This window comes from Glycomyces luteolus (genome assembly GCF_027622875.1).
In the GTDB taxonomy this organism is placed as follows: Bacteria; Actinomycetota; Actinomycetes; order Mycobacteriales; family Micromonosporaceae; genus Glycomyces; species Glycomyces luteolus.
Map to the genome: position 1 here is coordinate 98,881 of NZ_JAPZVP010000014.1, position 26,839 is coordinate 125,719.

23 protein-coding genes and 1 pseudogene are annotated in these 26,839 nt (G+C 70.4%); 13 read left to right on the plus strand and 11 right to left on the minus strand.

Annotated features, from left to right (window positions below):
* Nucleotides 1-16: 16 nt before the first annotated feature.
* Entirely contained in the window at nucleotides 17-2,536 is a 2,520-nt protein-coding gene (locus O1R50_RS17545) for a glycoside hydrolase family 2 protein (RefSeq protein ID WP_270111436.1), read from the plus strand.
* Between the two features lie 87 nt (nucleotides 2,537-2,623).
* Here the strand turns inward: O1R50_RS17545 and O1R50_RS17550 are convergent, their stop codons facing one another.
* A complete protein-coding gene (locus O1R50_RS17550; protein WP_270111438.1) occupies nucleotides 2,624-3,838 on the minus strand; it encodes a trans-sulfuration enzyme family protein in 1,215 nt (404 codons plus the stop codon).
* Nucleotides 3,839-3,936: 98 nt separating this feature from the next.
* Between O1R50_RS17550 and O1R50_RS17555 the strand changes: the two genes are divergently transcribed.
* Both O1R50_RS17555 and O1R50_RS17560 read left to right on the plus strand, forming a co-directional pair.
* Nucleotides 3,937-4,428: an Lrp/AsnC family transcriptional regulator gene (locus O1R50_RS17555; protein ID WP_270111439.1), complete on the plus strand. Its 492-nt coding sequence runs from the start codon at nucleotides 3,937-3,939 to the stop codon at nucleotides 4,426-4,428.
* A 62-nt stretch (nucleotides 4,429-4,490) separates the two neighbouring features.
* Nucleotides 4,491-5,099, plus strand: coding sequence for a dihydrofolate reductase family protein (locus O1R50_RS17560; protein ID WP_270111441.1), 609 nt, complete (start codon nucleotides 4,491-4,493; stop codon nucleotides 5,097-5,099).
* Between the two features lie 77 nt (nucleotides 5,100-5,176).
* Here the strand turns inward: O1R50_RS17560 and O1R50_RS17565 are convergent, their stop codons facing one another.
* Complete coding sequence (locus tag O1R50_RS17565) at nucleotides 5,177-6,409, minus strand: ROK family transcriptional regulator (protein WP_270111442.1); 1,233 nt, start codon at nucleotides 6,407-6,409, stop codon at nucleotides 5,177-5,179.
* A 152-nt stretch (nucleotides 6,410-6,561) separates the two neighbouring features.
* Between O1R50_RS17565 and O1R50_RS17570 the strand changes: the two genes are divergently transcribed.
* The gene (locus O1R50_RS17570) at nucleotides 6,562-7,053 is read left to right on the plus strand and encodes a mycothiol transferase (protein WP_270111443.1); all 492 of its coding nucleotides are present in this window, start codon (nucleotides 6,562-6,564) and stop codon (nucleotides 7,051-7,053) included.
* Nucleotides 7,054-7,150: 97 nt separating this feature from the next.
* Here the strand turns inward: O1R50_RS17570 and O1R50_RS17575 are convergent, their stop codons facing one another.
* The 3 genes from O1R50_RS17575 to O1R50_RS17585 all read right to left on the minus strand — a co-directional run bounded on the left by O1R50_RS17575 (nucleotide 7,151) and on the right by O1R50_RS17585 (nucleotide 9,763).
* Nucleotides 7,151-8,080 carry a threonine/serine dehydratase gene (locus O1R50_RS17575; protein WP_270111444.1) on the minus strand — a complete coding sequence of 310 codons (930 nt, stop codon included), beginning with the start codon at nucleotides 8,078-8,080 and terminating at the stop codon, nucleotides 7,151-7,153.
* A 111-nt stretch (nucleotides 8,081-8,191) separates the two neighbouring features.
* A complete protein-coding gene (locus O1R50_RS17580) occupies nucleotides 8,192-9,031 on the minus strand; it encodes a S1 family peptidase (RefSeq protein WP_270111445.1) in 840 nt (279 codons plus the stop codon).
* Between the two features lie 105 nt (nucleotides 9,032-9,136).
* Nucleotides 9,137-9,763, minus strand: a complete 627-nt coding sequence (locus tag O1R50_RS17585; RefSeq protein WP_270111446.1) for a histidine phosphatase family protein — start codon at nucleotides 9,761-9,763, stop codon at nucleotides 9,137-9,139.
* A gap of 96 nt (nucleotides 9,764-9,859) precedes the next feature.
* Here O1R50_RS17585 and O1R50_RS26410 point away from each other — a divergent pair, with 96 nt between their 5' ends.
* The 3 genes from O1R50_RS26410 to O1R50_RS17595 all read left to right on the plus strand — a co-directional run bounded on the left by O1R50_RS26410 (nucleotide 9,860) and on the right by O1R50_RS17595 (nucleotide 11,262).
* Nucleotides 9,860-10,039 carry a LacI family DNA-binding transcriptional regulator gene (locus tag O1R50_RS26410; RefSeq protein ID WP_408612735.1) on the plus strand — a complete coding sequence of 60 codons (180 nt, stop codon included), beginning with the start codon at nucleotides 9,860-9,862 and terminating at the stop codon, nucleotides 10,037-10,039.
* Nucleotides 10,040-10,128: 89 nt separating this feature from the next.
* On the plus strand, nucleotides 10,129-10,410 hold the full coding sequence (locus tag O1R50_RS17590) for a hypothetical protein (RefSeq protein ID WP_270111448.1): 282 nt from the start codon (nucleotides 10,129-10,131) through the stop codon (nucleotides 10,408-10,410).
* Between the two features lie 222 nt (nucleotides 10,411-10,632).
* Entirely contained in the window at nucleotides 10,633-11,262 is a 630-nt protein-coding gene (locus tag O1R50_RS17595; protein WP_270111449.1) for a dihydrofolate reductase family protein, read from the plus strand.
* Nucleotides 11,263-11,342: 80 nt separating this feature from the next.
* Here the strand turns inward: O1R50_RS17595 and O1R50_RS17600 are convergent, their stop codons facing one another.
* On the minus strand, nucleotides 11,343-13,697 hold the full coding sequence (locus tag O1R50_RS17600) for an ABC transporter substrate-binding protein (protein ID WP_270111451.1): 2,355 nt from the start codon (nucleotides 13,695-13,697) through the stop codon (nucleotides 11,343-11,345).
* A gap of 238 nt (nucleotides 13,698-13,935) precedes the next feature.
* Here O1R50_RS17600 and O1R50_RS17605 point away from each other — a divergent pair, with 238 nt between their 5' ends.
* Genes O1R50_RS17605 through O1R50_RS17620 form a run of 4 tightly spaced genes read left to right on the plus strand, consistent with a single transcriptional unit; the run spans nucleotide 13,936 to nucleotide 18,230 of the window.
* On the plus strand, nucleotides 13,936-15,159 hold the full coding sequence (locus O1R50_RS17605; RefSeq protein ID WP_270111452.1) for an L-talarate/galactarate dehydratase: 1,224 nt from the start codon (nucleotides 13,936-13,938) through the stop codon (nucleotides 15,157-15,159).
* Nucleotides 15,156-15,962, plus strand: coding sequence for an IclR family transcriptional regulator (locus O1R50_RS17610; RefSeq protein ID WP_270111453.1), 807 nt, complete (start codon nucleotides 15,156-15,158; stop codon nucleotides 15,960-15,962). Before O1R50_RS17605 ends, O1R50_RS17610 begins: the two co-directional genes overlap by 4 nt.
* Nucleotide 15,963: 1 nt before the next feature.
* Nucleotides 15,964-17,466, plus strand: coding sequence for an aldehyde dehydrogenase family protein (locus tag O1R50_RS17615; RefSeq protein ID WP_270111454.1), 1,503 nt, complete (start codon nucleotides 15,964-15,966; stop codon nucleotides 17,464-17,466).
* Nucleotides 17,463-18,230, plus strand: a complete 768-nt coding sequence (locus tag O1R50_RS17620; protein WP_270111455.1) for a sulfite exporter TauE/SafE family protein — start codon at nucleotides 17,463-17,465, stop codon at nucleotides 18,228-18,230. Before O1R50_RS17615 ends, O1R50_RS17620 begins: the two co-directional genes overlap by 4 nt.
* Before the next feature lie 41 nt (nucleotides 18,231-18,271).
* Here the strand turns inward: O1R50_RS17620 and O1R50_RS17625 are convergent, their stop codons facing one another.
* From O1R50_RS17625 to O1R50_RS17635, 3 genes are all read right to left on the minus strand, one after another.
* Nucleotides 18,272-19,777 carry a multicopper oxidase family protein gene (locus tag O1R50_RS17625; protein WP_270111456.1) on the minus strand — a complete coding sequence of 502 codons (1,506 nt, stop codon included), beginning with the start codon at nucleotides 19,775-19,777 and terminating at the stop codon, nucleotides 18,272-18,274.
* Between the two features lie 23 nt (nucleotides 19,778-19,800).
* A complete protein-coding gene (locus tag O1R50_RS17630; RefSeq protein WP_270111457.1) occupies nucleotides 19,801-20,748 on the minus strand; it encodes an NAD-dependent epimerase/dehydratase family protein in 948 nt (315 codons plus the stop codon).
* A gap of 102 nt (nucleotides 20,749-20,850) precedes the next feature.
* Complete coding sequence (locus O1R50_RS17635) at nucleotides 20,851-21,417, minus strand: TetR/AcrR family transcriptional regulator (protein ID WP_270111458.1); 567 nt, start codon at nucleotides 21,415-21,417, stop codon at nucleotides 20,851-20,853.
* Nucleotides 21,418-21,587: 170 nt separating this feature from the next.
* Between O1R50_RS17635 and lhgO the strand changes: the two are divergent.
* Nucleotides 21,588-22,775: pseudogene (lhgO, locus tag O1R50_RS17640) on the plus strand (L-2-hydroxyglutarate oxidase); the annotation flags it as partial.
* 3 nt (nucleotides 22,776-22,778) lie between these two features.
* On the opposite strand, the gene O1R50_RS26415 reads toward lhgO, so the two are convergent.
* A complete protein-coding gene (locus O1R50_RS26415; protein WP_408612736.1) occupies nucleotides 22,779-23,744 on the minus strand; it encodes an NADP-dependent oxidoreductase in 966 nt (321 codons plus the stop codon).
* 96 nt (nucleotides 23,745-23,840) lie between these two features.
* Here O1R50_RS26415 and O1R50_RS17650 point away from each other — a divergent pair, with 96 nt between their 5' ends.
* A complete protein-coding gene (locus O1R50_RS17650) occupies nucleotides 23,841-24,440 on the plus strand; it encodes a TetR/AcrR family transcriptional regulator (protein WP_270111461.1) in 600 nt (199 codons plus the stop codon).
* 1,210 nt (nucleotides 24,441-25,650) lie between these two features.
* On the opposite strand, the gene O1R50_RS17655 is transcribed toward O1R50_RS17650, so the two are convergent.
* Nucleotides 25,651-26,790 (minus strand): LacI family DNA-binding transcriptional regulator, encoded by a 1,140-nt coding sequence (locus tag O1R50_RS17655; RefSeq protein WP_270111462.1) that lies wholly within the window; start codon nucleotides 26,788-26,790, stop codon nucleotides 25,651-25,653.
* Nucleotides 26,791-26,839 lie beyond the last annotated feature (49 nt).

Below are 26,839 nucleotides of genomic sequence, written 5' to 3' on the forward strand. Positions count from 1 at the left end.
CTTGAGGAGCTCTCCCATGCATTACCCGCCGACCTTCCGCGCCCTCCACGAGGGATGGACGCTCACCGCCGCCGACCTGGCCGCCGACGCTCCCAGGGGAGTGGTCGCGCCGCTCGCCGACGGCATCGCGGCCGTTGTCCCGGGTGAGGCGCACCTCGACCTGCTGCGTGCCGGACTGATCGATGATCCGTTCGACGGCGACAACGAGGCCGCGCAGCAGTGGATCGGTGACACCGCCTGGCGTTTCACGACCGTGTTCGACTGGACCGACGACGGTTCGCCGCGCCACGACCTGGTCGCGCACGGCCTCGACACGGTGGCCGCCTTGACGCTCAACGGCATCGAGATCGGCCGCGCCGAGAACCAGCACCGCGGCTACCGGTGGGACGTCCGGGAGGCGCTGCGCGAGGGCGAGAACACGCTCACCGTGGAGTTCGCCGCCCCGGTCCCGGAGGCGGCGGCCCGCGCCGAGCGCGACGGCGCGCTGCCCCGCACCAACCACCACGAGTACAACCAGCTGCGCAAGATGGCCTGCTCCTTCGGCTGGGACTGGGGCATCGACGTCGCGGGCGCGGGGATCTGGAAGCCGATCGGCCTCGAATCCTGGTCGGGCACGCGGGTCGCTTCCGTCCGGCCCTTGGTGGACGTGGTCCCGAACGCGGACGGCGGCCACGACGGCGTCCTCACCGTCCATCTGGAGATCGAACGCGCGGCGGGGGACGAGGATGTGGAGGTCCTGGTCATCGTCGTCGGTCCCGACGGCCGTCCACTGGAGACCTCCGCTACGGTACCCGCCGGTACGACCTCCACTGTAGTCGTCTCGGACGTGCCTGACGTGCGCCGCTGGTGGCCGGTCGGCTACGGCGACCAGCCGCTGTACGACGTGAGCATTGAAGCGGGAGACGGATACTGGCGCGGCCGCGTCGGCTTCCGGACCGTCGAGCTCGACACCGCCCCCGACGCGGCGGGGGCGCCGTTCCACTTGAAGGTCAACGGCGACCGCATCCTGGTGCGCGGCGCGAACTGGATTCCCGACCACGCGTTCCTCACCGAGATCGACCGCGACCGGTACGCCCTTCGCGTCGCCGACGCCCTCGAGGCGAACATCAACCTGCTCCGCGTGTGGGGCGGCGGCATCTACGAGTCCGACGACCTCTACGACCTCGCCGACGAGCACGGTCTGCTCATGTGGCAGGACTTCCTCTTCGCCTGCGCCGCATACAGTGAGGACGACCCGCTGCGCGCCGAGATCGAGGCCGAGGTCCGCGAGAACGTCACCCGGCTCAGCCCGCACCCGTCGCTCGTCCTGTGGAACGGCAACAACGAGAACACCTGGGGCTCGGTCGACTGGGGCTGGGCGCACCGCCTCGGCGGACGCGGCTGGGGCGACGCGTACTACCGCGAGCTGCTGCCCGCGCTCTGCGCCGAACTCGACCCGACCCGCCCGTACTCGCCCGCGAGCCCGTACTCCTACGGCGACTACCGCTACCCCAACGACGAGCGCTACGGCACCATGCACGTCTGGGACGTCTGGAACCGGGTCGACTACAAGGTCTACGCCGACTACCGGCCGCGGTTCGTGTCCGAGTTCGGCTTCCAGGCCCCGCCCGCGTGGTCGACCCTCGTCTCCGTCGTGCACGACGAACCGCTCGACCCGTTCGGCGCGGAGATGCTCGTGCACCAGAAGGCCAACCGCGGCAACGAGAAGCTCCAGCGCGGCTGGCAGGGCCACCTGCCCGATCCCGAGTCCATCGAGGACTGGCACTGGACCACGCAGCTCAACCAGGCGCAGGCGATCCGCTTCGGCGTCGAGCACTACCGCTCGCTCACCCCGCACAACACCGGCACGATCCTGTGGCAGCTCAACGACAACTGGCCCGTCGTCTCGTGGGCGGCGGTCGACTTCGCGGGGCACCGCAAGCCGCTATGGCACGCGCTGCGCGACGCCTACGCGCCGCGACTGGCGACCCTCCAGCCGCGCCCGTCGGAGGAGAGCCGCGCGAACGCCTGGGAAGGCCTCGTGCCCGACTTCGACCTGCTCGCGCTGGTCCTCGTCAACGACACCGGCGAGGCCTATTCCGGATCGTTCACCGTGACCCGCGAGGCCTTCGACGGCACGGTGCTCGCCAAGGCCGTGGTCGAGGCCCGAGTGGACGCGCGCGACGGCGCGACGATCGCGGTCCCGGCCGAGGTCGCGGCGTTCCACGACGCGGCCGACGAGTACATCCGGGCCGAAGGCGACGGCTTCGCACCGGCCTTCCACTACGGGGCCGAAGTGGTGGACCAGCGCCTCGACCCGCGCCCGTTCGAGGTCGCGGCCGAGGCGGTCGAAGGCGGCTGCGTCCTGCACGTGACCGCGACCTCCCTGGTGCGGGACCTGTTCTGCCACGCGGACAAGGTCGACCCGGCCGCCCGCGCCGAGCAGGGCATGCTGACGCTCCGCGCGGGGGAGTCGGCGCGGTTCGGCATCATGTCGCCATCGGGCGACCCGGCGGCGTTCGCGGCCGCCCTGCGCTGCGCGAACGACCTGCGTTAGCGATACCGGTCGGAATGCGAAGCGCCGCTGCGCATTCCGACCGGAGCCTGGGTCCAGGTTCGCGGCCCGACCGGACCGGCGGCCCGATTACGCGGCAGCGGGCCTGGCGGCACCTCGTGCACCCGCTGTCGTGGACATCGGCGGCGTGAGCGCCTGATCGAGGTCGGCGATCAGATCCTCCGCCGCTTCGAGCCCGATCGAGAGCCGGACCAGGCTGTCTGCGGGCCGCGCGTCGGCGGCGACGGGCCGGTGCGTCAGGGCGGCCGGATGCTGGACCAGCGAGTCCACACCGCCCAGCGACACCGCATGCGTGAACAGCCGCACCGCCGACGTCACGTGCGCCGCCTGCTCGAACCCTCCCCGCAGATCGACCGAGACCATCGCCCCGGTGCCCCGCATCTGCCGCCCGAGCAGGCCTTGCTCGTCCCCGTCGAGCCCCGGATAGTGGACGCGGGCCACGCCGGGGTGCCGCGCCAGCCAAGCGGCGACACGCTGCGCCGTCGCCTGCTGGGCCCGCACCCGGATCGGCAGCGTCGTCAATCCCCGGTGGAGCAGATACGCCCCGAGAGGATGGAGCAGCCCGCCCGTCACCGCGCGGACCCGTCGCAGCGCGGCCGCGCTCTCCTCGCCGCAGGCGATGACCCCGGCGACCACATCGCCGTGCCCGCCCAGGTACTTGGTGGCGCTGTGCAGGACCATCGAGGCGCCGAAGTCGATCGGGTTCTGCAGCACCGGCGTCGCGAACGTATTGTCCACGAGCACCGGAACACCTTGGGCCGCTTCGACGACCGAGCCGATGTCCGCCAAATCCAAGGTCGGATTCGCCGGAGTCTCGAGCACGACCATCGCCGTGTCGGACCGGATCGCGCCCGCGACCTCCTCGGCCGCGCAGAACTGGGTCTCCGTCCCGAGCAGCCCCGAGGACAGGAGGTGGTCGGTCCCGCCGTACAGCGGACGGACCGCCACGATGTGGCGGCCGGTCCCGCCCGCGAGGATCGCGGCCGTCATCGCCGCCATACCCGAGGAGAACGCGACCGCCGCCTCCGCGTGCTCGAGCCGGGCCAGCGCCGACTCGAACCGCGCCACGGTCGGATTCCACAACCGCGCGTACACCGACCCGCCCTCCGCGGTCGGCGTCCCGCCGTTCGCCATGGCCTCGTAGGAGAGCCCGCCCGCCTCGATGCCCGGCAGGGGATTGGTCGAGGAGAGGTCGATCGGCAGGGCGTGCACGCCGAGCGCCGCGAGGTCCTCGCGGCCCGCGTGGACGGCGACGGTGTCGAACTGCAGTTGAGGCGCATTCATGACCAGAATCTAAGCCGAACCACAACAATCTGCAATACTTGCTGCGGAAACCCGCATCGATCGCGGATTTCCATGAAGATTCACCGGAAGGAGCGCAGATGGCGGACGAGCGATCGAAGAAACCACAACCACCGCCTCTGGACGGCACCGACCTGGCGATCCTCGCCGCCCTCGCCGAGGACGGCCGGATGACGAACGCCGCGCTCGCCGCCCGTGCGGGCGTCGCCGAGTCGACCTGCGCGTACCGCCTCCGCGCGCTGCGCGAATCCGGCGTCCTCACCGGCATCGCCGCCCGCCTCAACCCCGAGGCCTTCGGCCGCCCGCTCCACGCGATCATCAAGGTGCGCTTGGGAAGCCACAGCCGCGAGCATGTGCACCACCTCTACGACCGCCTGGTCGAACTGCCCGGGGTGATGACCGTCTTCCACGTCGGCGGCGATGACGACTTCCTCCTCCACGTCGCCGTGGCCGGGCCCGAGGCGCTGCGCGACCTCATCCTGGAACACGTGACCGCCCACGCCGTGGTGCGCCAGACCGAGACCCAACTCGTGTTCGAGGTCCGCGACGGGCGCGGCGTCCTGCCTCGCTGACCCGCCGAGCTGTCGGCCCGGGGTGGCATCCTGATGCCCCAGGCATCAACAAGGAGGCACACATGGGCAAGGTGATCTGCAGTATCACGGTCTCGGCCGACGGCTACGCAGCCGGGCACAACCAGACCGAGGAGCGGCCATTCGGCGACGACGGCGGCAACGGCAAGGGCGAAGGGCTGCACGCCTGGATGTTCAAGACCCCCGAGGAGAACCCCGTCGAAATCGCCCAGATGACCGCCGCCAAGGCGTTCATCATGGGGCGCAACATGTTCGGCCCCATCCGCGGGCCCTGGGACCGCGAATGGAACGGCTGGTGGGGCGACAACCCGCCCTTCCATGCCCCGGTCTTCGTGCTCACCCACCACGCGCGCGACACCGTCCAGATGGAAGGCGGCACCACCTTCACCTTCGTCACCGACGGCATCGAATCCGCGCTTGCGCAGGCGCGCGAAGCGGCCGGCGACGGCGAGATCGCCGTCATGGGCGGTGCCACCACCGTGAACCAGTACCTCGCCGCCGGACTGATCGACGAGCTGCGGCTCCACATCGCCCCGATCATGATCGGCGCGGGCAGCCGCCTCTTCGACGGCGTCCCGCCGCTCAAGCTCGAGCAGGTCAGCGTCCGCGGCGCAACTGCGGTCACGCACGTGACCTACCGCATCCTCAACTGAGGCCGCCAATCGCACCTGCGACGTCTCGGCCGAGACCGGTTCGCCGGCCCGGCCGAGCGCGTTCGCGCCGACGGGCGTCAGAGGGCCGGAATCTCCCGGGTGGTGACCAAGCCGATGTCTCTCATGAAGCGCTCCAAGGCGATCGCGGCGATGCCCTCCATCCCGCACGTGGGGGAGAGCTCGATCGCGAGACCGGCGGCGGCGTCCCCAGGGGAGTCCTCGAGGACGCGCCGCCGGACGATCGGCGCGATCCGCTCGCGCCACACCGGCCACTCAGCCCAGCCCCTCAGGGCGATGACCTCGGGATTGAGAATGGCGACGAGATCGGTCAGCGCGGCACCGAGGTAATGGGCGCTGCGCTCCATCGTCGCGATGGCGGCCCGGTCGCCGTTCTTCGCGGCGTCGGCGAGGGCCGCTACGAGGTCGAAGCCCTCAGGGCCTTCGCCGAGGGCATCGACGCCCTCGGCGAGGGGGTGGCCGGGGGCGATCTCGGCCAGGGTCGTCCGCAGGCCCGGGATGCCGACATAGGCCTCGACGCAGCCCTTGCGGCCGCACTGGCACTGGCGCCCATCGAAGACCAGGAGGCTGTGTCCCCATTCGCCTGCCGCGTTCGTGGCGCCGCGAACCACCGCGCCGTCCTGGATGATCCCTGCGCCCACCCCGTATCCGAGGCTGACGGCGACCGCGCTCGCGACCCGTCGCCCCGCACCGAGCCACAGCTCCGCGGTCGCGATGGCCTTCAGCGGGTTGTCGACCACGACCGGGAGGCCGAGCGTGTCGAGCAGGCGGTCGAAGTGGAGCCAGATCGCGTCCGGCGCCGTCGCGCCCTTCACCGGTCGCTGCATACCGCCGGGCAGCAGGATGCCGACGCCGATGACGTCCTCGCGCTTCGCTTGCGCGCGTTCAAGAGCGGTCTCGAGCGTGCGGTCGATCCAGGCGATGACCTCATCGGCCTCCGCAACGGCGGCGTCAGAGGCCGCCTCGACCGTCGCGAGCTCCCCGAGCGCCGCGTCGAACACGGTCGCCTCCAGGTACCGGTCCTCCACGTAGACCCCGACGACGCGGCCCCGGTCCGCGTTGAGCCGCAGGCCGGTCGTAGGCCGCCCGATGCCGCTGCTCAGCTGCCCGGACTCGGCGATGATCCCGAACTTCAGCAGGTCCTGGACGATCGTGGAGACCGTCCCGAGGCTCAACCCCGTGGCCTCGGCCAGATCGCTCCGGGTCGACTCGCCCGCCGCGAGCAGGGCGCGCATGACCACGAGTCGCGATTCGCTGCGGATATCGCGTGAGGTAAGCCGGGTGCCGGACATGAGCCCTCCCAGATCCTGACGAATGATCGGACTCGAAGACTAACAAAGGACCCCGCCCCGATTCGGGTTCACGAACACCGATGAATCCGCGGCCGCCGCCTTGTCTGATACGTAGCGGGCGACCCGCCCGCGCATTCCGGATCGGAGCGACCATGACCCCCGAGCACACCGCCCTGGTTCGCCGCCAGGAGACCCAGCGGGCGCACGTCCTCGGCATCCCCGAATGCCTCGACGAGCGGGCCCTGCGCGAGCCGGCCGTCCCCTCCGGCTGGAGCTGCCTCGACCTCGTGCACCACCTCGCCGTCGACGTCGAACGCTTCTGGTTCCGCGCCGTCATGGGCGGCGACCCGGCCGCCGTCGACTCGTTCGCAGTCGACGGTGGCGCCTGGACCGCCCCGCCCGGACTGAGCGCGGCGGAGGTCTTCGACTTGTACCGGCGCGAAGCGGCGCTGGCCGACGCCGCCGTGGCAGGCCTGCCGCTCGACAGCGGCCCGGCCTGGTGGCCCGACCGCTACGGCCCCTGGCGGAACGGCGACCTGCGCGAGGTCATGCTCCACGTCATCATCGACACCGCCTGCCATGCAGGGCAACTCGACGTGGTCCGCGAGCTCCGCGACGGCCGCCAATGGCTCGTGGTCAACTGACGCGGGACCCCGATCTCGCTGGGGCGAAGGGATTGCCGACCCCTGCCGAAAGGTCCTCGCATGGCGGCCGAGACTCCCGAAAGCACCGACGGGAGACTTATGCGGGCGTGACCAGGCTGCCCGGGTCGGTGTTCGCGCCGCAGAGCACGACGGCGACCGTCGCCGCGGGATCGATCGCAGACCGTCCGCTGAGGACTCCGGCGAGGGCGGCCGCCGCGCCGTGCTCGACGACCAGGCGCCGCCGGTCCCACAGCGACTGGCGAGCGGCGACGATCTCCTCGTCGCTCACCAGGACTGAAGTCACCGAGGCGCGCTCGGCGGCTGCGAACGCGATGTCACCGATCCTTCTGGCGCCCAGGGAGTCGGCGGCGACGCCCGAAACCGCCACATCGACCGGTGCGCCGGCCCGCAGGGCCTCGTGCAGGGTCGGCGCCCGTTCGGGTTCGACCGCGACGACGCGGACGCCGCACTCGGCCGCGACGGTGGCGATTCCCGCGAACAGTCCGCCGCCGCCCACGGCGACGACAATGTGGGTGACCTCCGGCAGGTCGTGCAGGATCTCGAGTGCGATGGTCCCGGCCCCGGCCGCGACGGCGGGCTGGTCGTAGGCGTGGACGAACGTCGCCCCGGTCTCGGCCACGTGCCGTTGCGCGGCTTCAAAAGCGTCGGAGTACTGGTCGCCGACCTGATGCACCCGGGCCCCGAGTGCGCGGAGCCTCGCCACTTTCATCGCCGGGGCGGTGGCCGGGACGAAGACCGTGGCGGGGACGCCGAGCGTCGCGGCGGCGTGGGCGGCCGCGAGTCCGGCGTTGCCGCCGCTCGCGCACACCACGCCGACCTCGGTGTCGAGGTCCCCGGCCTCGCGTGCGGTCAGGAGTCGGTTGAACGATCCGCGCGGCTTGAAACTCCCGGTGTGCTGCATGAACTCCGCCTTGTAGTACCGGCCCTCGGCCTTGAACAGCGGGGTGCGGCGGATGAATGGAGCGATCCTCTCGGCGGCCTCCAGCACGTCCTTGAGGTGAATCATCGGTCGCTCCTTCCGTGGTTTCGATCGGTCGGCACGACTGTATCCACCGGCCCTCCGGGCGGCGCGCGAACGGGGCCGGGAGGGTCGCCCCTCCCGGCCCCGCCGCCGTTCTTACTCCCAGTCCTCGAGGACGTCGTCGATGGCGCCGTTGAAGTCGGCGACCTCGGCGTAGACGCCCGGGCTGCCGGGTTCGGCGCAGCCGGCGCCCCAGCTGACGATGCCGACCAGGATCAGGCCTTCATCGGTCGGGGCCATGATCGGTCCGCCGGAGTCGCCCTGGCAGGAGTCGACCCCGCCGTTCTCGAGGTCGCCCGCGCACAGCATGGTCTGGGCGTCGATCCCGTCCGGATAGGCCGCTTCGCAGTCGTCGTCGCTGACGAACGGCACCTCGATCCGCTGCGCGACCGCGGGGTAGCCGCTGCCGGTCTCGCCCCAGCCGGCGGTCTCGAGGACGTCGAACTCCTCGGGCTCGGTGCCCACGTCGATGGGTTCGACGTCGACGGGCTCGTCGAGGAGCACGAGCGCCCAGTCGTTCGCCCGGTCGATCGGCTCGTTGTAGTCGTGCGCGATGTGGAAGTCGGCGACGGCGGTCTCGACGAGGTCGTCGGATTCGAGGTCGACCGAACCGGAGAAGACCGCGAACTCGTCGGGCGAGGTGAGGTCCGCGAGGCAGTGCGCGGCGGTGAGGACGACGTTCTCGGTGATGACCGTGCCGCCGCAGAACTGACGCTCGTACGGGGTGCCGTCACCGGTGTAGCCGAGGGCGACGAGCCAGGGGTACTGGCCCTCCTCGGCGGGTTCGCCGCCGATGATCTTGGCTTCGAAGTCGCCCTTGGTTTCGGGCTCCTCCGCGAAGGCGGCGACGCCGGTCCAGGCGAGCGCCACGGCACCGAGGCCGGCGGCGACGCCCGCGCCGACGCGGACCGCCAGGCGCTTCCTCTTACTGTCCACTGTGAATCCTTTCGGGGTGGAAGTGCGGTCGGCCCGATCGGCCCACCGTGCCCGAAAATATCCGCAATGTTCCGGGACCCCTCCCGAAGCGCTTGTGCCGCAGGCTCAGCCCTCGAGGTGCTCGGTCGCGGCGAGGCGCAGGACCAGGCGCCCGCGGTAGAGGTCGTCCTCGTGCAGCGTGGTGATGCTGCCCGACCGGGCTTTGAAGACCGCGTACCCGAGCGCCTCGATCGGCATCCGGATCCAGGCGGCGACCGCGAATGTGAACGCGTAGCCGTGGGTCACAATGATCTGGTGCTCGCACGGGCTCCGGGTGATCTCGTCCATGGCTGCGTAGATCCGCTGCGCCACTTGGCCTCTCGACTCCGAGCCGGGGATGTGGAGATGACCCATCCGGTCGCCTTCCGCTGGAGGCGGCGTGAAGAGCTCGTCCCATCGCGACTGCGGGTGCCCTTCGGCCTCGCCGAACGACCCCTCGCGCAACCGGGGGTCGAAGACCGGTTCGAGCCCGAACCGCTTCCCGATCACGTCGGCGGTCTGTTTGGTGCGCTGGAGGTCCGAGGAGTAGAGCTCCACTTGCGACGCATCGGGGATCGCGGCCCGCAGGGCGTCGCTGATGCGCCCGGCGGCTTCGACGCCGCCGGGCGTGAGGTCCGAGTCGTACCAGCCGCCGACTCGCCCTTCGACGTGGTGGGTGGCCTGCGGGTGGGTGACGACGTAGAGCGTGCGCATGGGTGCGTGCCTCTCTGAGCGGGGGAGCGTTCGACTCTAGACCGGCAGGGCGTCGAGGGTTCGCCTAGGATTGGCGCGACGCAGAGGAGGGCGGGCATGTCGACATCGCGAAGCGCGCGCCAGCCGACCGTCAAAGAGGTCGCCACGCGCGCGGGGGTCAGTCCGATGACAGTGTCCCGCACGCTCGCGGGCGGCGTCAACGTGCCACATGCCCGTACTGGCGGACACCACAGCGTTGCTCGATGGCGCGCGGCTCTACCACGGCACCTGCTCTAATTCGGCGCCGGGCACACCCGCATCGGATTCTTCGGCAACCGCAGCTCCGTGTTCACCGGCGAGCGCCGGTCAGCGGCTACGAGCAGGCGATGAACGAGCGCGGGGCGCCGATCGACACGTCGATCATCGCCCGGGACCAGCAGGCGCTGCGCGAGATCGGGCGCACCGGCAAGACCGAGCTGTATACGACCCCGGAGACCGGCGGGAACGTCTTCACCTGCATCACGAAGGCCCACCCGAACCTCGGCGACCACGACACCCTCGTCATCTCCTGCAACGTGAACAGCTTCCAAGGCAGCGACCTGTACGCGGACGCGAGCCTCTACCGCCCCCGCTACATCAACGTGCACGCGCAGCTCCCGCGCCGCTAGACCGAACACCGCAACACCCCCGGGCCACCAGCCTCTGGCCCGGTTGCCGCCCCCCGAGCGCCCGATCCGCCTAGGCTGGTTCGGGACGCCACGGGAGGAGACGCCATGGACGACACCTCGTTCGTCTACCTGACCGGCGAACCGCTGCCCGCCTGAACCGATGAGTTTCGGCCTGCGGCGTCGTCGGTATACCTGAGGATTCCCGAACCAGAGGAGCAGCACATGGGCAAGCTCATCGTCACCGAGTTCACGTCCGTCGACGGCGTGGCCCAGGCCCCCGGCGCGCCGGAGGAGGACCCCGAGGGCGGTTTCGAGTACGGCGGCTGGCAGGCGCCGCTCATCGACCGCGATGAGGAGCACTTCATCTTCGAGCAGGCGAAAGGCATGGACGCCCTGCTGCTCGGCCGCCGCACGTACGAGATCTTCGCGGGCTACTGGCCCACGGCCCCCGCCGAGTTCGAGTTCACCGAGCTCATCAACCGCGTCCCCAAGTACGTCGCCTCCCGCACGCTCGAAGCCCCGCTGAGCTGGGACACCGCGAGCCTCCTGGAAGGCGACCTGGCCGAGGCCGTGAACGGCCTGAAGGACCGCCACGGCAACGTCCATGTGATCGGCAGCCTGAACCTGGTCCAGTCGCTGCTCCGGCTCGGCCTCGTCGATCAGCTCAACCTGTGGGTCTACCCGCTGGTCCTCGGCGACGGCAAGCGCGTCTTCGCCGAAGGCGCGGTCCCCGCGGCCCTGCGCCTGGCCGAATCGCGCGTCTTCGCCAACGGCACGCTCAAACTCGAATACGAGACCGCGGGCGAACCCGCGGTAGGCGACATCGGCGCGGACGTCGACCGACTGACCTGACCGGTGCCGCTCGGCAGACGCTTCGCGGCCCGACAGGGCGATCACACCGGGCGCGGCCCGCAGCCCGCGCCCGGTGTCGCTCAGCCGCTGACCACCAGATCGATGACCTCGACCGGGTCCTCCACGTCGGTGGTGGCCGCGAGCACGGTCATCGTCTTGCTGATCGGATTGCCGTGGCCGTCGAACTCCAGCGGCCCGGTCGCCGTGATCCCGCTGAAGCCCCGCAGCTCGTCGGCGAGCGAGTCGGCGGTGACGGTCGGACCCTGGCCCTGCGCGATGAGCGCGACCAGCCTGAACGCTTCGTACGACATCAGCGCCTGCCCGTTCGCCAGGTTCGCGTTCGTGCCGAACTGGTGCTGCAGCTGGTCGGCGGCGCTCTTCATCTGAGCGGCCGAGGAGTCGTGCTCCGGGCCGGCCTCCGCCCACTGGTCCGGGTGCGCCAGACCGATGTAGTACAGGTCCACATTGGCCGCCCGCATGTCGCTCACGAGCGAGCGCTCCCGCGGCACCGACGAGGCGTTGTCCCCGGTGATGATCGTGATCCGCTGCTCCAGGCACGGCTGCTCCCGCAGGCTCAGGCTCCGGATCAGCGACGGCAGCGCGAACCGCGAGAGACCCGCGAAGAACAGGTACGAATCCTCCTGCACCTCTTGGCACATCGCCGCCACCGTCTCCTCGAACAGGGACGGGTTGACCTCCGAGATGTCCGATCCGTTGTACGTGAACGGCCGGGGGGAGTCCGTGCAGCCCTCATCGACCTGCTGCTGCTGGAACGACTCGTTCAGCGTGATCGAGTAGTCGTAGCTCCGGTCCGTGTCGCTCACGTTGAACACCGAGCACAGGTCGCCGTGCTCGCGCACGAACGACGCCAGCGCCAGCGCCTCCTGGGTGTTGGTGGGCCCCATGCGGAACGCCGAGTTCGTCTCCGGGTCCCCGGTGAGCATGTTGTCGCCGGTGATGGTGGAGCCCATGACGACCAGGCCCTCCCGGTTCATCCGGTCGATGAACAGCCCGGTCGCCTCGTAGCTGGCGCTCAACCCGGTGACGGCGATCAGGTTCGCCTCCCGGCGCTGATCGACCAGCGCCTCGGCGGCCTCGGCCCATTCCTCGTTGCTCGGCCCCAGGTCGGTCAGGAGGAGCCGCACCTTCGGGTACTGGTCGTCGTTGATGAGCGCCTGCGCGGCGGCCGCGCCCTGGATCTGGTTGGCGATGTCGTCGGGGGAGTTGGCGTCGTCGCCTTCGAAGGTCATCGAGAGCGCCAAGGCGACGGTGAACGAGTCCTCGTCGTCGCCGATGGCCTCGTTCTGCCGGGCGACGGCGTCGCAGGCCTGCTTGAGCGCCGGGTTGACGCAGTTGCCGCCCTCGCTCAGCCGCAGGCAATCGCCGCTGGCCTCATCGCGGGTGAACGGCTCGCCGCAGGAGTCCGGCTCGAAACCGCCGCCCAGCGCGAAGACGCCCAGTGCAGCGATGACGACGAGGACCACGGCGACCGCGGTCCAGGACACGGCCGCGCGGACGCGCGACCTGCGGGCGGTGATCGGCTGCTCGTCGCCCGAGAGGCCGGTCGCACCGAAGTGGTGCCATTCGGCGAACCTCGACGGACCGGTGCGCAGCTGGCGCAGCAGCCCGAAGAGTTCCCCGGTGCGGGCGCGCTGGCTCGGGTCGTGGTGCTCGTAGTAGTGGAGTTGGCCGCGCGACTGGCGGCTCTCGGCACGCAGCGCGCTGGCGAGTTCGTAGGCCTCGTCGCCGTCCGCGATCCCGGCGAAGACGAGTTCGATGCCGTTGACGGCGCAGTCGGCGATGAAGGACCGGCGGTAGGTGTTCGCGAGTTCCTGCCGGGCCCAGTCGGTGGTGCGGTTGGGTTCGCTGTCGCCTTCGGGGATCTGGTGCGCCGCTTGGCGGACGGCGTCGAGGTCCCATTGGCCGTCGGTCGTGGTGAGCTTCAGGAGGCGTTTGCGGGCGGCACCGAATGCGATCCAGCGCAACGGGATCGCCAGGCCTTTGAGCGGGAACTGGAGCGGTCCCACGCCGATGCCGGCGTTGTCCTGCGAGCCCCTGTTGAGGGCGTCGAGGAAGCGGCTCGGCTTGTCGCGGGTGAGGGCGAGGGCTTCGTAGGCGAGTGCGCTGCCGTCGGATTCGAGGTTGCCGCGAACGGCGTCGAGCATGAGCGCGAGGAGCTTGAACGGCGTCTGCCGGGCGAGCTCGGGACGGTCGGCGAATCGCTCCCAGATGCTGCTCTCCGGGCGCGTCTCGTTGGAGCCCAGGGGGATTACGGCAGCGAAGGCCCGGGTGTCCAGCAGGTTCCCGAGGGTCCGATCGTCGATCGCGGTGCCGGTGACGAGGATGAGCCGGGGGCGGTCGGCTCGGGTGTAGGGCTGCGAATGCGGGTTTTCGGAGGGGTCGCCGTTACCGGCTCGGGGTGTGGTCGTTGCCATCCGCACATGTTTTCAGGCGGGTGCGTCAATTCGGCTCAACTGTCGCGCGCAAGTCGGGAATCCGACACTTTCACCTGCGGCCCTGCGGGATGCGTTCATTCGATCGAGGGGATATAGGCGGGCGCACGGCTCAGCTCCCCTTGCGTCCGTTCGCGGTCTGACCTAAGCTCGTCACGTCCCATTCATCGATATGAATTCCCAATGAATGGGACTTTCCAGCGTAGGAGAGCGAACCGACATGACCAGTGAAGCCACCTTCATCGAGCAGACCAGCGCCACCGAGACGAGCGCCGTCAACGAACGCCACTTCAGCGCGCTGCAGCGGGGCGAGGCGAGCCTCGACCGCATTGCCTCCGTGCGGATCTCCCACGCGATCCTCCCGCTCAAGACCTCCATCAGCGACGCGAAGGTGCTCACCGGCCGCCAGAAGCCGATGACCGAGATCGCGTTCCTGTTCGCTGAGATCCGCACCGAGTCCGGCCTCGAAGGCGTCGGCTACGGCTACTCCAAGCGCGCCGGCGGCAAGGGCCAGTACGCCCATGCCCGCGAGATCGCCCCCGACCTGATCGGCGAGGACCCCAACGACATCCAGCGGATCTGGACCAAGCTGGTCTGGTCCGGCGCCTCCGTCGGACGCAGCGGACTCTCCACTCAGGCCATCGCCGCGTTCGACATCGCGCTGTGGGACCTCAAGGCCAAGCGCGCCGGGCTGCCCCTCGCGAAACTCCTCGGCGCCCACCGCGACTCCGTGGCCTGCTACAACACCTCGGGCGGGTTCCTCTCCTCCTCCATCGAAGCGGTCCTCGACAACGCCGACGCCGCCATCGCGAGCGGCATCGGCGGCATCAAGATCAAAGTGGGCCAACCCGACACGCACATCGACCTGCGCCGAGTCGCCGCCGTCCGCGAGCACCTCGGCGAGGACTTCCCTCTCATGGTCGACGCCAACCAGCAGTGGAACCGCAGCACCGCGATCCGCATGGGCCGCAAGCTCGAGGAGTACGAACTCACCTGGATCGAGGAGCCCCTCGACGCCTACGACGCCGAAGGCCATGCCGACCTCGCCCGCGAACTCGCCACCCCCATCGCCACCGGCGAGATGCTCACCAGCGTCGCCGAGCACGCCGACCTGATCGGGCACCGCAGCGTCGACTTCATCCAGCCCGACGCGCCCCGCGTCGGCGGCATCACCCCGTTCCTCAAGATCATGTCCCTCGGCGAGCACGCCCGCGTCCGCATGGCCCCCCACTTCGCCATGGAGATCCACCTCCACCTCGCCGCCGCCTACGAGCACGACCCGTGGGTCGAGCACTTCGAATGGCTCGAACCGCTGTTCAACGAACGCCTCGAGATCGCGGACGGCCGCATGGTCGTCCCCGCCCGGCCCGGCCTCGGCTTCAGCCTCAGCGACCAGGCCCGCGCCTGGACCGAGGCCACCGAACGCTTCGGATCGGCCGCGTGACACCCCGCACCGACGCGGGCCCCAAAGGCGCACTCGACCGGGCCCTCGAAATCCTCGAAGTGCTCACCATGCGCGGCAAGGCGACCACCGCCGAACTCGTCGAAGCCGTGGGCGTGAGCCGCAGCGCCGTCTACCGCCTCGTCGAACGCCTCGAAGCCGCCGAGTACCTGACGCTCGCCGACGGCCAATGGCGGCTCGGCCCCGCCGCCGCGCGCATGGCGATGGCCGCCGTCCACAACATGGACGTGCTCACCGTCGCCCCGCCGATGCTCCGCGACCTCGCGCACCGCACCGGCGAGACCGTCAGCCTCGGCGTCCTCAGCGGCGACGAGATCGTGTTCGTCTTCCGCGAGATCGGCCACCAGGCCGTCCACGTGCGCTCCGAACTCGGCGCCCGCCGGCCCCTGCACGCCACCTCCGTCGGCAAGGCCTACCTCGCCGGACTCGCCCCCGAACGCTGCCACGAGACCATCGAGCGACTCCCTATGCAGGTCTTCACCAAAGCCACCGTCCACGACCGCGACCGCCTCCGCGAAGCCGTCAGCGAAGCGCGCCGGCGAGGCTGGGCCGAAGAACACGGCGAATTCGACGCCGGCAGCACCTGCTTCGGCGCCCCTGTGTTCGACCAGAGCGGCACCGTCACCGCCGCCATCAGCATCGCCGGACCCACCGCCCGCATGGACGCCGCCCGCGACCCCTTCGGCCCCCTCGTCGCCGAGACCGCCGCCGCCATCTCCCACCGCCTCGGCTACAGCGACCGCGCGAAGCCGCTCGCGCCACGACCGGAACACCAAGGAGCCTGACATGACCGACCGCATCGCCAGCACCGACCCGCGCACCGGCGCCACCGTCGCCGAAGCGGCCCCCACCACCATCGACGAGGTCCACCGCATCGCCGCCGCCGCAGCGGCCGCCGCCCCCGAACTGGAACACCGCGGCCGCGACTTCCGCGCCCGGCTCCTCCGCGCCGTCGCCGCCCGCCTCGAAGAGCGCCGCGACGCCATCGTCGCCCTGGGCCAGAAGGAGACCGGACTCCCCGAAGCCCGCCTGGGCGGCGAACTCACCCGCACCGCCTACCAGGCCGAGTTCTTCGCCGCCGTCATCGAAGACGGCGGCTACCTCGAAGCCACGATCGACCACGCCGCGGACACCCCCATGGGCCCCGGCCCCGACCTGCGCCGCCTCCTCGTGCCGATCGGCCCCGTCGCCGTCTTCGGCGCCTCCAACTTCCCGCTCGCCTTCTCCGTCCCCGGCGGCGACACCGTCTCGGCGCTGGCCGCCGGGAACCCGGTCATCGTCAAGGCGCACGACTCCCACCTGGGGCTCTCGCTGCTGTCCTATGAGGCGCTCGTGCAGGCCTGCGCGGACGTCGACGCCCCCGAGGGCACGGTCGGCATCGTCTTCGGCACCGAAGCCGGTGCGGCCCTTGTCGTCGAACCGGTCGTGAAGGCCGTCGGGTTCACCGGTTCGCTCACCGGCGGCCGTGCCCTGCTCGACCTCATCAACGCCCGCCCCGAGCCGATCCCGTTCTACGGCGAGCTCTCGAGCGTCAACCCGCTCATCGTGACCGCCGCCGCGGCCGCCGAACGGCCCGAAGCCATCGCGAACGGCCTGGTCGCGTCGGTCACCGGTTCGGGCGGCCAGCTCTGCACCAAGCCCGGGGTCGTCTTCGCCCCCACCGGAGCCGCAGGCGACAAGCTCCTCGGCGCGGCCGCGGCCCTCATCGCCCAGACCGCCGCGCACCCGCTGCTGAACGCCCGCATCGCCGCGTCCTACCGCGACATCACCGCCTCCTACACTGCCGCGCCGGGCGTGAAGGGACTCGCGATAGGCACCGACGCACCGGCCGAGGGCTCCTTCGGAAGCCCGCGGCTGCTCGAAGTGGACGCCGCCGACTTCACCGCCGCCGTCGCCGAGGAATGCTTCGGCCCCAGCGCGATCGCGGTCCGCTACGCCGACGCCGAGGAACTGCGCACCGCGTTCGCCGCCCTGCCCGCCTCGCTCACCGCGACCCTGCACACCGCCGAGGACGACCCGGACCTCGAACCGCTGGTCGCACTGGTGCGCCCGCTCGCCGGGCGCCTCGTCTTCGATCAGTTCCCCACGGGCGTCCTGGTCTCCTGGGCGCAGCACCACGGGGGCCCCTGGCCGTCGACGAACACCCTCCACACCTCGGTGGGCGCCACCGCGATCCGGCGCTTCCTGCGCCCGATGGTGTGGCAGAACGCTCCGAAGTCGGTGCTGCCGCCCGAACTCCACGACGACGCCGCCCTCCCGCAGCGCGTCGACGGCCGACTCCGCCTGTGAGCGCGCTCCCGGACGGCGCCGCCGCCTGGGCCGTGCTGGCCCTCGCGGCGGTGCTCGTCGGCATCGCCAAGACCGGCTTCAGCGGCATGGGATCCCTGCCGATCCTGCTGTTCGCCACGGTGCTGCCCGCCAAGGAGTCCACCGGGGCGCTGCTGCCGATGCTGATCCTCGCCGACCTCTTCGCGATCCGCTTCTACTCGCGGCACGTGGAGTGGCGGGTGCTCGCCCGCCTCGCCCCGTGGGTGGTGGTCGGCACCGTGATCGGCGCCGTCGTGCTGTGGTTCGTGGACGACACGCTGATGCGGCTGCTCATCGGCGCGATCCTGCTGGTGATGCTCGCGATCCAGGTGTGGAACCGGGTGCGGCCCAAGGCGGTGGACCCGGAGCCGTCCAGCGGCCTGGCCCGCCGCAGCGCCGCCGCCGGCGCGGGGGTCGCGGCGGGCGCGACGACGATGATGGCGAACGCGGCGGGCCCGGTGATGGTCCTGTACCTGATGCTCTCGGGCTTCCCGAAGCTGCGGTTCCTCGGCACGATGGCGTGGTTCTTCTTCGCGGTCAACCTGTTCAAGGTCCCGTTCAGCGTCGGCCTCGGCCTCATCTCCTGGCACACGCTCCTCATGGCCGCACTGCTCATCCCGGCCGTCGCGCTCGGTGCGCTCATCGGACGCGCGGTGGTGCACCGCGTGAACCAGCGGCAGTTCGAGATCGCGACGCTCGCGCTCTCGGCCGTGGGCGCAGGGCTGCTCGTCCTCTCGGCCGTCTAGCGCTGTTGGCGGCCGGGGGCTTCCCCGGCCCGCCAACAGCGCTAGTGATGGTCGTGCGCCGCAACGGCTTCCGGCACGCCTCCGACCTCCTCGCCCTCACGGAGGACCACGAACTGACCCATCATGCCCGCGTCTTCGTGCATGAGGAAGTGGCAGTGGAACATGTACGGCATGTTCGGGTCGGTGTACTCGCTGAACCGCAGCGCCAGCCGGTATTCGCTCTCGGGGATCAGCAGGACCGTGTCCTTCCAGCCGCGCAGGTGCGGCGGCGGCGCCTCGCCGTCGATCGTGAGCACCTGGAACTGCACGTCGTGGACGTGGAAGTTGTGCAGGTAGCCGTTGTCGTTGACCACGTTCCACACCTCCACGGTGCCTTCGCGGACACCGAAGTCGATGCGGTCCATGTCCATCGGCTCGCCGTTGATCTTGTCACCGCCGAGTGAGAACGAGCGCTCTTCGACGACATCGGCGCTGCCCAGATCCGGTTCGGAGCCCATCGCCGCAGGGATCGAGGTCCCGCCTGTCAGGGAGTCGGCGGCGCGGAACTGGAGGAGGTCGAGCCGGTCCTCGAAGCCGTCGAACCGGCCGAGCGCGCCGCCGTGTTCGGCCGGGTAGGACCGCAGTTCGACGGTCTCGCCGGGCGTGAACGCGACCACGATCTCGGCGCGCTCGCCCGGCGACAGGAGCAGCCGATTCGTCTCCCAAGCCTCGGGAAGCAGGCCGCCGTCGGTGCCGATGAGCGAGAACGGCCGGTCGTCGGCGAACCCGAAGTGGTACAGCCGGGCGCCTGAGCCGTTGAGCAGCCGCAGCCGCACCAGTTCGGTCGTGACCTCGAAATACGCGCCCATCGTGCCGTTGACGATGAGGTCGTCGCCGGTCACCCCGAGCTGTGCGAGCACCGAGGACGAGTGGTCGAACTGGTTGTCGCCGTCGAACTTCCGGTCCTGGACGATCACGGGCACATCGTCGACCCCGTACGTCTTCGGCAGCGGCACCGCCTCCGAGGCGTCGTCGTCGATGATGAACATCCCGGCCAGGCCCCGGTACACGTGCTCGGCCGTCTGCCCGTGCGGGTGCGGGTGGTACCAGAGCGTGGCCGCCTGCTGGTTCACCGTCCATTGCGGCGTCCAGGTCTCCCCGGGTGCGACCGCTTGATGCGGCCCGCCGTCCATGACCGCCGGCAGGTGCATCCCGTGCCAGTGGACCGAGGTCGCCTCGTCGAGGCTGTTGCCGATCGCGAACGCGATCGACTCGCCCCGTTCTGCGCGGATCGTCGGGCCGAGGTACGACCGGTTGAAACCCCACGTGTCTGTTGCGGGTCCGTCCTTGAACCGCGTCTGCCCTCCTTGGATCTCAAGGTCGAAGATCCTGACCCCCGAACTGTCCACCGTCGACTCCGCCAGTGGCGGGATCGCCAGCGGCGTATCGAAGTCGATGCGGCCGAACGTGTCCAGTTTGGCTTCCGCCCACCCGTGGGCGAGGAGCCCGCCGCCCCCGGCGGCCACCGCTCCGCTGATGCCGAGTGCGATTGCGCTGCGTCGCTTCATCTGCCTGCTCCTTCGCGCGAACGCTAGTGCCGGTCGCCGAACGCCGCCCGGTACCAGTCGATCGTGGTCGAGAGCGCTTCGCGCCAAGGTGTGGGCCGCAGCCCGAAGGCGGACTCGAAGTCGGCCGAGACCATGTTCTGCGGGATCCGATGCTGGTAGAACATCTCGGCATACTCGCTGATGAACTGCTCGTCGAAGGGCCCGTAGGGGACCAGCTCGGTGAGCACGTCGACGTCCAGCTCCCGCCCGATCAGCGCTTCGACCAGCTTGTGCACCTCCGTGGTCGGCAGCGCGGGGTTCGTCGGGAGGTGCCAGACCCGGCCGTCGCCGCGCGGGTCGGCGCCGAGGGCGGCGAGTCCGCGCGCGACGTCGCCGATGTACGTGTAGCTGTGCGGCAGTGCGAGGTCGCCGAGCCCGAGCACCTTCCCGCCGGTGATGGCGCCGGGGAAGAACGCCCCGCCGAGGGTCGAGCTGAGGACGCCGGGACCGAAGAAATCGGCCGCCCGGCCGAGCGCGACGCTCGTCTCGCCGTTCCGGTGCGCGGCGAGGTACCGCCGGTCGAGTTCGGCGCGCAGGCGTCCCTTGCGGCTGGTCGCGGCCCAGGGCGTCTGCTCGGTGATGGCCTCGCCGTCGGCCTGGCCGTACGGGTAGAGGGTGTCGAGGACGACGAGCCGCGCACCGTGGCGCGAGGTCGCCGCGAGCACCGAGTCCGTGATGCCCGGGAGGACCTCCGTCTGCAAGTGGTAGGGGACGTTGACGGCGTGGTAGACGACCGCGGCGCCGTCCGTGGCCTCGATCGCGGCCTCCGGAGTGGAGAGATCGGCCTGGACCCGTTCGATCCGCTTGTCGGACACCGGGATCTCGCTGCGGGAGACGTGGCGGACGCGGAGGTCGCGCTGCGCGAGGTCGGCCGCAATGGCGGTTCCGGCAGGTCCGGCGCCGAGGACGACGTGCAGGGGAGTGGTGGTCATGATGATCTCCTTGCTATTGAGTGGCTAGTCACTCACTGATGTGGCTGAAAAAGTCGCCCGTCAGGTGTCGGCCGTCAGGGCGGGGTCGTGCGGGATATCGGGTCAGGACTTGGGGGCCGCGTGGCGGATGCCCGCAGTGAGCATCGCGGCCCACTCGGCGTCCACCTCGAATGCGTCGATCGCGGTGAGCAGGTGGCACAACTGCCCGAAGGCGATGAAGTGCTGGATGGCAGGGCCGTCCGCCCGGGAGCGGGCGGCGACGTACTCGGTGATCTCCGCGATGCCGCCGCGCACGGTCCGGGCGATCGCCGGGTCCGCCATCGCGGACTGGGCGTGCACCTGGATCGTGAGCAGGTCGCGATCGGCGATGAGCTCGGCATACGCCCCGCCCATCGCGTGCAGCACCGACTCGGGCGAACCGTCCTCGCTCGCTTCGGCGCCGCGCTCCAGCGCGTCCAAGATCCGCCGGTAGCACTCCTCGAGCGCCGCGACGAACAGCTGCGTCTTGGAGGAGAAGAGCTTCGACACGTACGCGGGGGAGATGCCGGCGTGCTTGGCCACCTCCGCGATCGTGACGGTGTGGAACCCGCCCTGCGCGAAGGTCGCGATCGCGCTCGATACCACGGCTCCGCGGCGCTCTTCGGCCGTGGAGAGTACTCGCTCTGCCATGTGAATGACTGTACACTCACTCTTTTCGAAACGCAACACCGGGCCGGCGCGCAATCGCAGCCGAGGGCCGCCGCTCTACAGTCGCGTTGCATTGCAACGACACCGATCTCGTAGGCGGCGTTTACATATGGGACTTCCGGGAATGCACAAGGCAACCGTGGAGGTTCGATATGGCTGACGAGGTACTGGGAGTCGTGGGCGCCGGCATCGTCGGCCTGGCGGTCGCCCGGGAGCTGGCGCGCCGCCGCCCCGGCGCCCGGGTCGTGGTCTTCGAGAAGGAGGACCGCGTCGCGGCCCACCAGACGAGCCACAACTCCGGTGTCGTGCACGCCGGGATCTATTACGTCCCAGGCAGTCTCAAAGCGCGGTTGTGCACCCGCGGAGTCACCCTCCTCAAGGAGTACTGCGCCGAGCACTCACTGCCCTATGTGGAGTGCGGGAAGCTCGTCGTCGCCGTGCGCGAGCATGAGGTGCCGCGCATGGACGCCCTCTACGGACGGGCCGTCGCCAACGGTGTGCTGGGCCTGCGCCGGGTCGGCCCCGAAGAGCTCCGCGAGATCGAGCCGCACGCGACCGGGTTCGGCGCGATCCACTCCCCGGGGAGCGCCATCACCGACTACGCCGCCGTCGCCCGCGCCTTCGCCGCCGAAGTGTCGGCCGCCGGAGGCGAAGTGCGCCTGGGCTACCCCGTCGACGGGATCGAACCGGTCGGCTCGCGCGTGCGCGTCGCCTCCGGCGAGGAGCGGGTCACCGTGGACCACCTGGTCCTGTGCGCGGGGCTCCGGGCCGACCGCGTGGCGGCGCTCGCGGGCGATGAACCCGGCCCCCGCATCGTCCCCTTCCGCGGCGAGTACCTGCGCGTCGTGAACGCCAAAGCCGGACTCCTGCAAGGCCTCGTCTACCCCGTGCCGGTGCCCGGCTACCCGTTCCTCGGCGTCCACTTCACCCGCCGCGTCGACACCGGCAAGGTGGAGATCGGACCGAATGCCGTCCTCGCCCTCGCCGCCGAGGGCTACCGGTGGCGCGACGTCAGCCCGGCCCACCTCGCCCGGCTCGCCGCCTGGCCTGGGGCCTGGCGGATGGCCGCCCGGCACTGGCGCATGGGCGCCCAAGAGGTCCACGGCTCACTCTCGAAGCGCGCCTACATGCAAGCCTCGCAGCGGTACTTCCCCGAGATCGGGCCCGAGGACGTCGAACGCGACGGCGCCGGCGTCCGCGCCCAGGCCCTCGACCGCGACGGCGGGCTCGTCGACGACTTCCGCATCCACCGCCTCGGCCCCGTCACCGCCGTCCGCAACGCGCCCTCGCCCGCAGCCACGTCCTCCATGGCGATCGCCGAGCACGTCGTCGACGCCATCGGCTTACACGCGGACGACGAGCTTCCCGAAGGTGTGCCGCCGCGCGAAGTCCCTGACCGCTTGCGCCCCTTCGTCAAGCATGTAACGGCGACCGATCCGGGCGGCGAGCTCCCCGCGCTCGGCAGCCTCGGCGACCTCGCGCATCCCGCCGAGCCGCCCGTCCATGTCGAGCACGAATCGCAGATCGACGTCATCGCGGCCCAGCCATTCCGGCTGCGTGACAGGGAAGGTGATGGTCACCAGCTGCCCGCCCGGCCGCAGAGCAGCGGCCGCCTCGGTGAGCCGGTCACCCGGCAGCGTGAGGTTGAAGACTGCATCCACATCAGACGGATACTCGGCCGAATCGTAGCCGATCACCTGCGCCGCACCGAGTTCACGCACCCGTTCCGCACACTCCGGCCTCGCTGTCGCGGTCACCTTCGCGAACGCCGCGAGCACCGGCAGCAGCGCCGTCCCCACCCCGCCGGACGCCCCGACCACGAGCACTGAAGCGCCAGGCTCGACCTCGGCGCTGGCCAGCATGGCGCGAACGGTCAGGCCGACCGTGGGCAGCGCCGCCGCGTCCTCGACGCTGAGGCTTTGCGGCCGCATGGCGATGAACGGCGTGTCGGCCTCGAAGACCGCGTACTCAGCGAGCGCTCCGGTCGTCAGCGAGGGCCGCTCGGCGCCAGCCATGGCCCGCAGCGCTCGCGGCACCGCCTGGCCGAAGACCTCGTCGCCGACCTCGTATCCGGTGACTCCCGGCCCGAGTTCGCTGACGGTGCCGGCGAAGTCGTTGCCGGGCACATGCGGGAACTCGAGCGGGAACTGCTCGCGGAACTCGCCGCTGGGGACCTGCACATCGGCGGGGTTGATGGAGGCCGCGGCGATGCGCACCTGGATCTGGCCGGGACCGGGCCTGGGCGCCGGAATCTCGGTGACGGTGTAGGTCTCGGGCGGGCCGTAGTCGTTGGTGACGACTGCCTTCATGTTCGCTCCTCAGAAACTAAACGGACCTTGCGGTCAGGTTCGCTTCGGAACGCTAGCATTAACCGGACCGTGCGGTCAACTTGCTAGGCTGGGGCCATGACCGACACGCGCCCGCTCCGCGCCGACGCCGCCCGCAACCGCAAGCTGCTCCTGGCCGCCGCCGCCGACGAGTTCGCCGAGCACGGGCTCGACGCCTCGGTGGCGGACATCGCCCGCCGCGCAGGGGTCGGCAAGGGCACGGTCTTCCGGCATTTCGCGACGAAGGACGAGCTGATCGCCGCCATCCTCATCGACCGCATGGAGGCGCTGAGCGAACTCGGCGAGCGCCTGTACGAGTCCGGCGACGCCGAGGCGGCGCTGCGCGAGTTTCTGACCGCCGCGGCGATGCAGCGCCAAGAGCGCGACTTGTCCTTCCTTGCCGCGGCGAGCGCCTCGATGCCCGAGGTGAACCGGGCTCGCGAGCGCATGTTCGCGGCCATCGACCGGCTGGTCGACCGCGGCCGCGAGCGCGGTGCGGTGCGCGACGACGTCACCGGTGCCGATGTGTTCCTGCTGATGTGCGCCCCGAACTACGTCGCCGGCTACGTTCCGAACGCGTCACCTGATCTGTGGCGCCGCTACCTCGCACTGATCCTCGACGGCCTGCGCCCCGAAGGTGCCCGCCCGCTCCCCGAGCAGGCCCCGGAACTCGACTGACCTCACCGGGAGCGGTGCCGGGCTGTTTTCGGCACGGGGTTCAAGCGGTCAGCGATGGGGGGTGGGCGTTCGTTCAGGGCCGCTGGTCGGGGCCGGGTTGTCTTGGGCGTGCGGTTCAGGCGGGCGGCGATGAAGAGGTGAGTGGCTGCCCGGGGGTGCGTCGCCGGGGCGGGGCCGTTTCTGGCGTGCGGTTCAGGCGGGCGGCGATGGAGGGGTGGGGGTTTGCTCGGGGTGCCTGGCCGGGGCCGGGTCCTCTTCGGCCTGGCTTCAAACGGGCGGCGATGAAGAGGTGAGCGGCTGCCCGGGGTGCGTTGCCGGGGTGGGGCCGGTCGTCGCCACCCCGGCAGGCGAGGCGGGCCGGGCGGGCGGGGTCGGTTGCCACTACCGATCGGGCCGTGCTGATTCGAGCCGGTGCCGAAGCGACCGGGTGAGTCCGGCTCGAAGCCGCAGCGACCGGGCCGGACTGCGGAGCGGCGGGCATTGCCTCGGTCGCGGCTGCGGTGCGGGCCGTGCGCATGGTCGTGGTCGTAGTCGTCATGTCCTTCTCGCCTCCTTCCTCTGTTCCTCGCGCTTCCCGTGCCTCGGCCTCCCTGGCCTAGGCTTCCGGCCGGGGCCCTTCGGCTTCCGACCGGCCTTCGATCAGCGACCCGACCTTCACAGGCACCAGCCCGCCAGACCCCTGCCTCCGCATACTTCGGGGCACCGGCCTCCAAACCATTGCCCCTCTTGCACATCGGGGGGCGCTGGCCTCCAGACCCTCACTCCCACTCGCATATCGGGGGGCGCTGGCCTCTTCATTCTTGGCCCTTGGCTCCTGATCCTCCGATCGGGCCTGGACCTGCCGGCAGGCACCGTTCAAGCGCCTGCCGCTGTCCGTCCCGGGTCTTACCCGGTCCGGGGGTGCATGCCGTGTCACCTGTCCCTGCCAGGACAGTTCAACGGCTGATCGCAAAGGGCCGTGGCCGAGTGACGCCGGAGCTCCTCATGGCTCCGACACCGGTCTCAACGTCCGTGCAATGCAGGCATATGGCCAGAGGCTTATGTCGTAGTCTGCTTACCACCATATCGTTCACCTACACGGATTCCGTATCCCTGTACGTACTCTCAATTATCCCCACCGCAGGCCGGTCCGTCATCACCCACACGATGCGAAAGGATTCACGTTCCGCGCCCCTCAGGACCGACCTAAAGCTTTGCACCCCAACGCATGTCAACCCGCCATCCGACGAACCAACCCTGCCCGTCCACCTCCTCGTCGCTGCCAGGTTTGACCTGGAGCACCGTGGACCCGTAAGCGTCGGGGCGGGGGAGCGACCGAGTCGCGGACGACGATGTGGGTGCCGAGGACGATGCGTTCGGTGGTCGCGCCTTCATTGCGGCGCAAAGCGAGTCGGACGGCTTCGCGGCCGAGCTGCTCGTGAGGGACGTGCACGGTGGTGAGCGCCGGGGTGAGTTCGGCGGCGAAGGGAATGTCGTCGAAGCCGACCACGGACATGTCCTCGGGTACGCGCACGCCCGCCTCGCGCAAGGCCCTCAGCACGCCGATGGCGACCATGTCCGTGCCCGCGAAGATCGCGGTCACGTCGTCGCGCTCGGCCAGGAGCCGCTTCGCGAGCTCGTAGCCGCTGTCGATCTGGAACTTGCCGGGCAGGATGAGCGTTTCGTCCAGTGCCACACCATAGTCGGCGTGGGCGCGACGGAAGCCCTCGATGCGTTCATCCGAAGTAGAGAGACCAAGCTCGCGGCCGAGGTAGCAGATCGTGCGGTGCCCGGCCGAGAGCAGGTGCGCCGTCATCGCATACGAGCCGCCCACATTGTCGTACTGGACGACCAGCGCCGGAACCCCCTCGCCGAGCGAGGGGCGGCCGCACAGCACCAGGTGCGAGCCCGACTTGTCGAGCGCCCTCGCGAAGTAGGTCATGCGCTCCTTGTAGACCTCGTTGTCCCAGGCCCCGCCCACGAGGATCACGGCCTCGGCTCGCTGCTCACGCATGAGCTCGACGACGGCGAATTCGCGCTCGGGGTCGCCGTGCGTAGTGCACAGGAGGCACAGCCGCCCCTCGGAAGCGGCCTGCTGCTCGACTCCGCGCGCGATGTAGGCGTAGAAAGGCCCGGTCACGTCGTCTACGACGAAGGCGATGGTCTTGGTCGTCGCCCCGGCGAGGCCGCGGGCGTGCGCGTTGACGACGTAGTCGAGGTCTTTCATGGCCCGCAGCACCTTCGCGCGGGTGGCCGGGGCGACCGGGTAGTTCCCGGCGAGGACGCGGGAGACGGTGGGTGCCGACACGCCGGCGGCGGCCGCGACGTCCTTGACGGTGGGACGTCTACCGCCGTCTGAGGTCTCGCGCACCTGCAGCCCCTTTCGTGTCCGGACGTTCACCAGGCTAGATCACGACACC

Bases quoted from the DNA above. Each gene is read 5' to 3' on its own strand.
- O1R50_RS17545 (WP_270111436.1), top strand. From the start codon at position 17: ATGCATTACCCGCCGACCTTCCGCGCCCTCCACGAGGGATGGACGCTC.
- O1R50_RS17550 (WP_270111438.1), bottom strand. From the start codon at position 3,838: ATGAATGCGCCTCAACTGCAGTTCGACACCGTCGCCGTCCACGCGGGC.
- O1R50_RS17555 (WP_270111439.1), top strand. From the start codon at position 3,937: ATGGCGGACGAGCGATCGAAGAAACCACAACCACCGCCTCTGGACGGC.
- O1R50_RS17560 (WP_270111441.1), top strand. From the start codon at position 4,491: ATGGGCAAGGTGATCTGCAGTATCACGGTCTCGGCCGACGGCTACGCA.
- O1R50_RS17565 (WP_270111442.1), bottom strand. From the start codon at position 6,409: ATGTCCGGCACCCGGCTTACCTCACGCGATATCCGCAGCGAATCGCGA.
- O1R50_RS17570 (WP_270111443.1), top strand. From the start codon at position 6,562: ATGACCCCCGAGCACACCGCCCTGGTTCGCCGCCAGGAGACCCAGCGG.
- O1R50_RS17575 (WP_270111444.1), bottom strand. From the start codon at position 8,080: ATGATTCACCTCAAGGACGTGCTGGAGGCCGCCGAGAGGATCGCTCCA.
- O1R50_RS17585 (WP_270111446.1), bottom strand. From the start codon at position 9,763: ATGCGCACGCTCTACGTCGTCACCCACCCGCAGGCCACCCACCACGTC.
- O1R50_RS26410 (WP_408612735.1), top strand. From the start codon at position 9,860: ATGTCGACATCGCGAAGCGCGCGCCAGCCGACCGTCAAAGAGGTCGCC.
- O1R50_RS17590 (WP_270111448.1), top strand. From the start codon at position 10,129: ATGAACGAGCGCGGGGCGCCGATCGACACGTCGATCATCGCCCGGGAC.
- O1R50_RS17595 (WP_270111449.1), top strand. From the start codon at position 10,633: ATGGGCAAGCTCATCGTCACCGAGTTCACGTCCGTCGACGGCGTGGCC.
- O1R50_RS17600 (WP_270111451.1), bottom strand. From the start codon at position 13,697: ATGGCAACGACCACACCCCGAGCCGGTAACGGCGACCCCTCCGAAAAC.
- O1R50_RS17605 (WP_270111452.1), top strand. From the start codon at position 13,936: ATGACCAGTGAAGCCACCTTCATCGAGCAGACCAGCGCCACCGAGACG.
- O1R50_RS17615 (WP_270111454.1), top strand. From the start codon at position 15,964: ATGACCGACCGCATCGCCAGCACCGACCCGCGCACCGGCGCCACCGTC.
- O1R50_RS17625 (WP_270111456.1), bottom strand. From the start codon at position 19,777: ATGAAGCGACGCAGCGCAATCGCACTCGGCATCAGCGGAGCGGTGGCC.
- O1R50_RS17630 (WP_270111457.1), bottom strand. From the start codon at position 20,748: ATGACCACCACTCCCCTGCACGTCGTCCTCGGCGCCGGACCTGCCGGA.
- O1R50_RS17635 (WP_270111458.1), bottom strand. From the start codon at position 21,417: ATGGCAGAGCGAGTACTCTCCACGGCCGAAGAGCGCCGCGGAGCCGTG.
- O1R50_RS26415 (WP_408612736.1), bottom strand. From the start codon at position 23,744: ATGAAGGCAGTCGTCACCAACGACTACGGCCCGCCCGAGACCTACACC.
- O1R50_RS17650 (WP_270111461.1), top strand. From the start codon at position 23,841: ATGACCGACACGCGCCCGCTCCGCGCCGACGCCGCCCGCAACCGCAAG.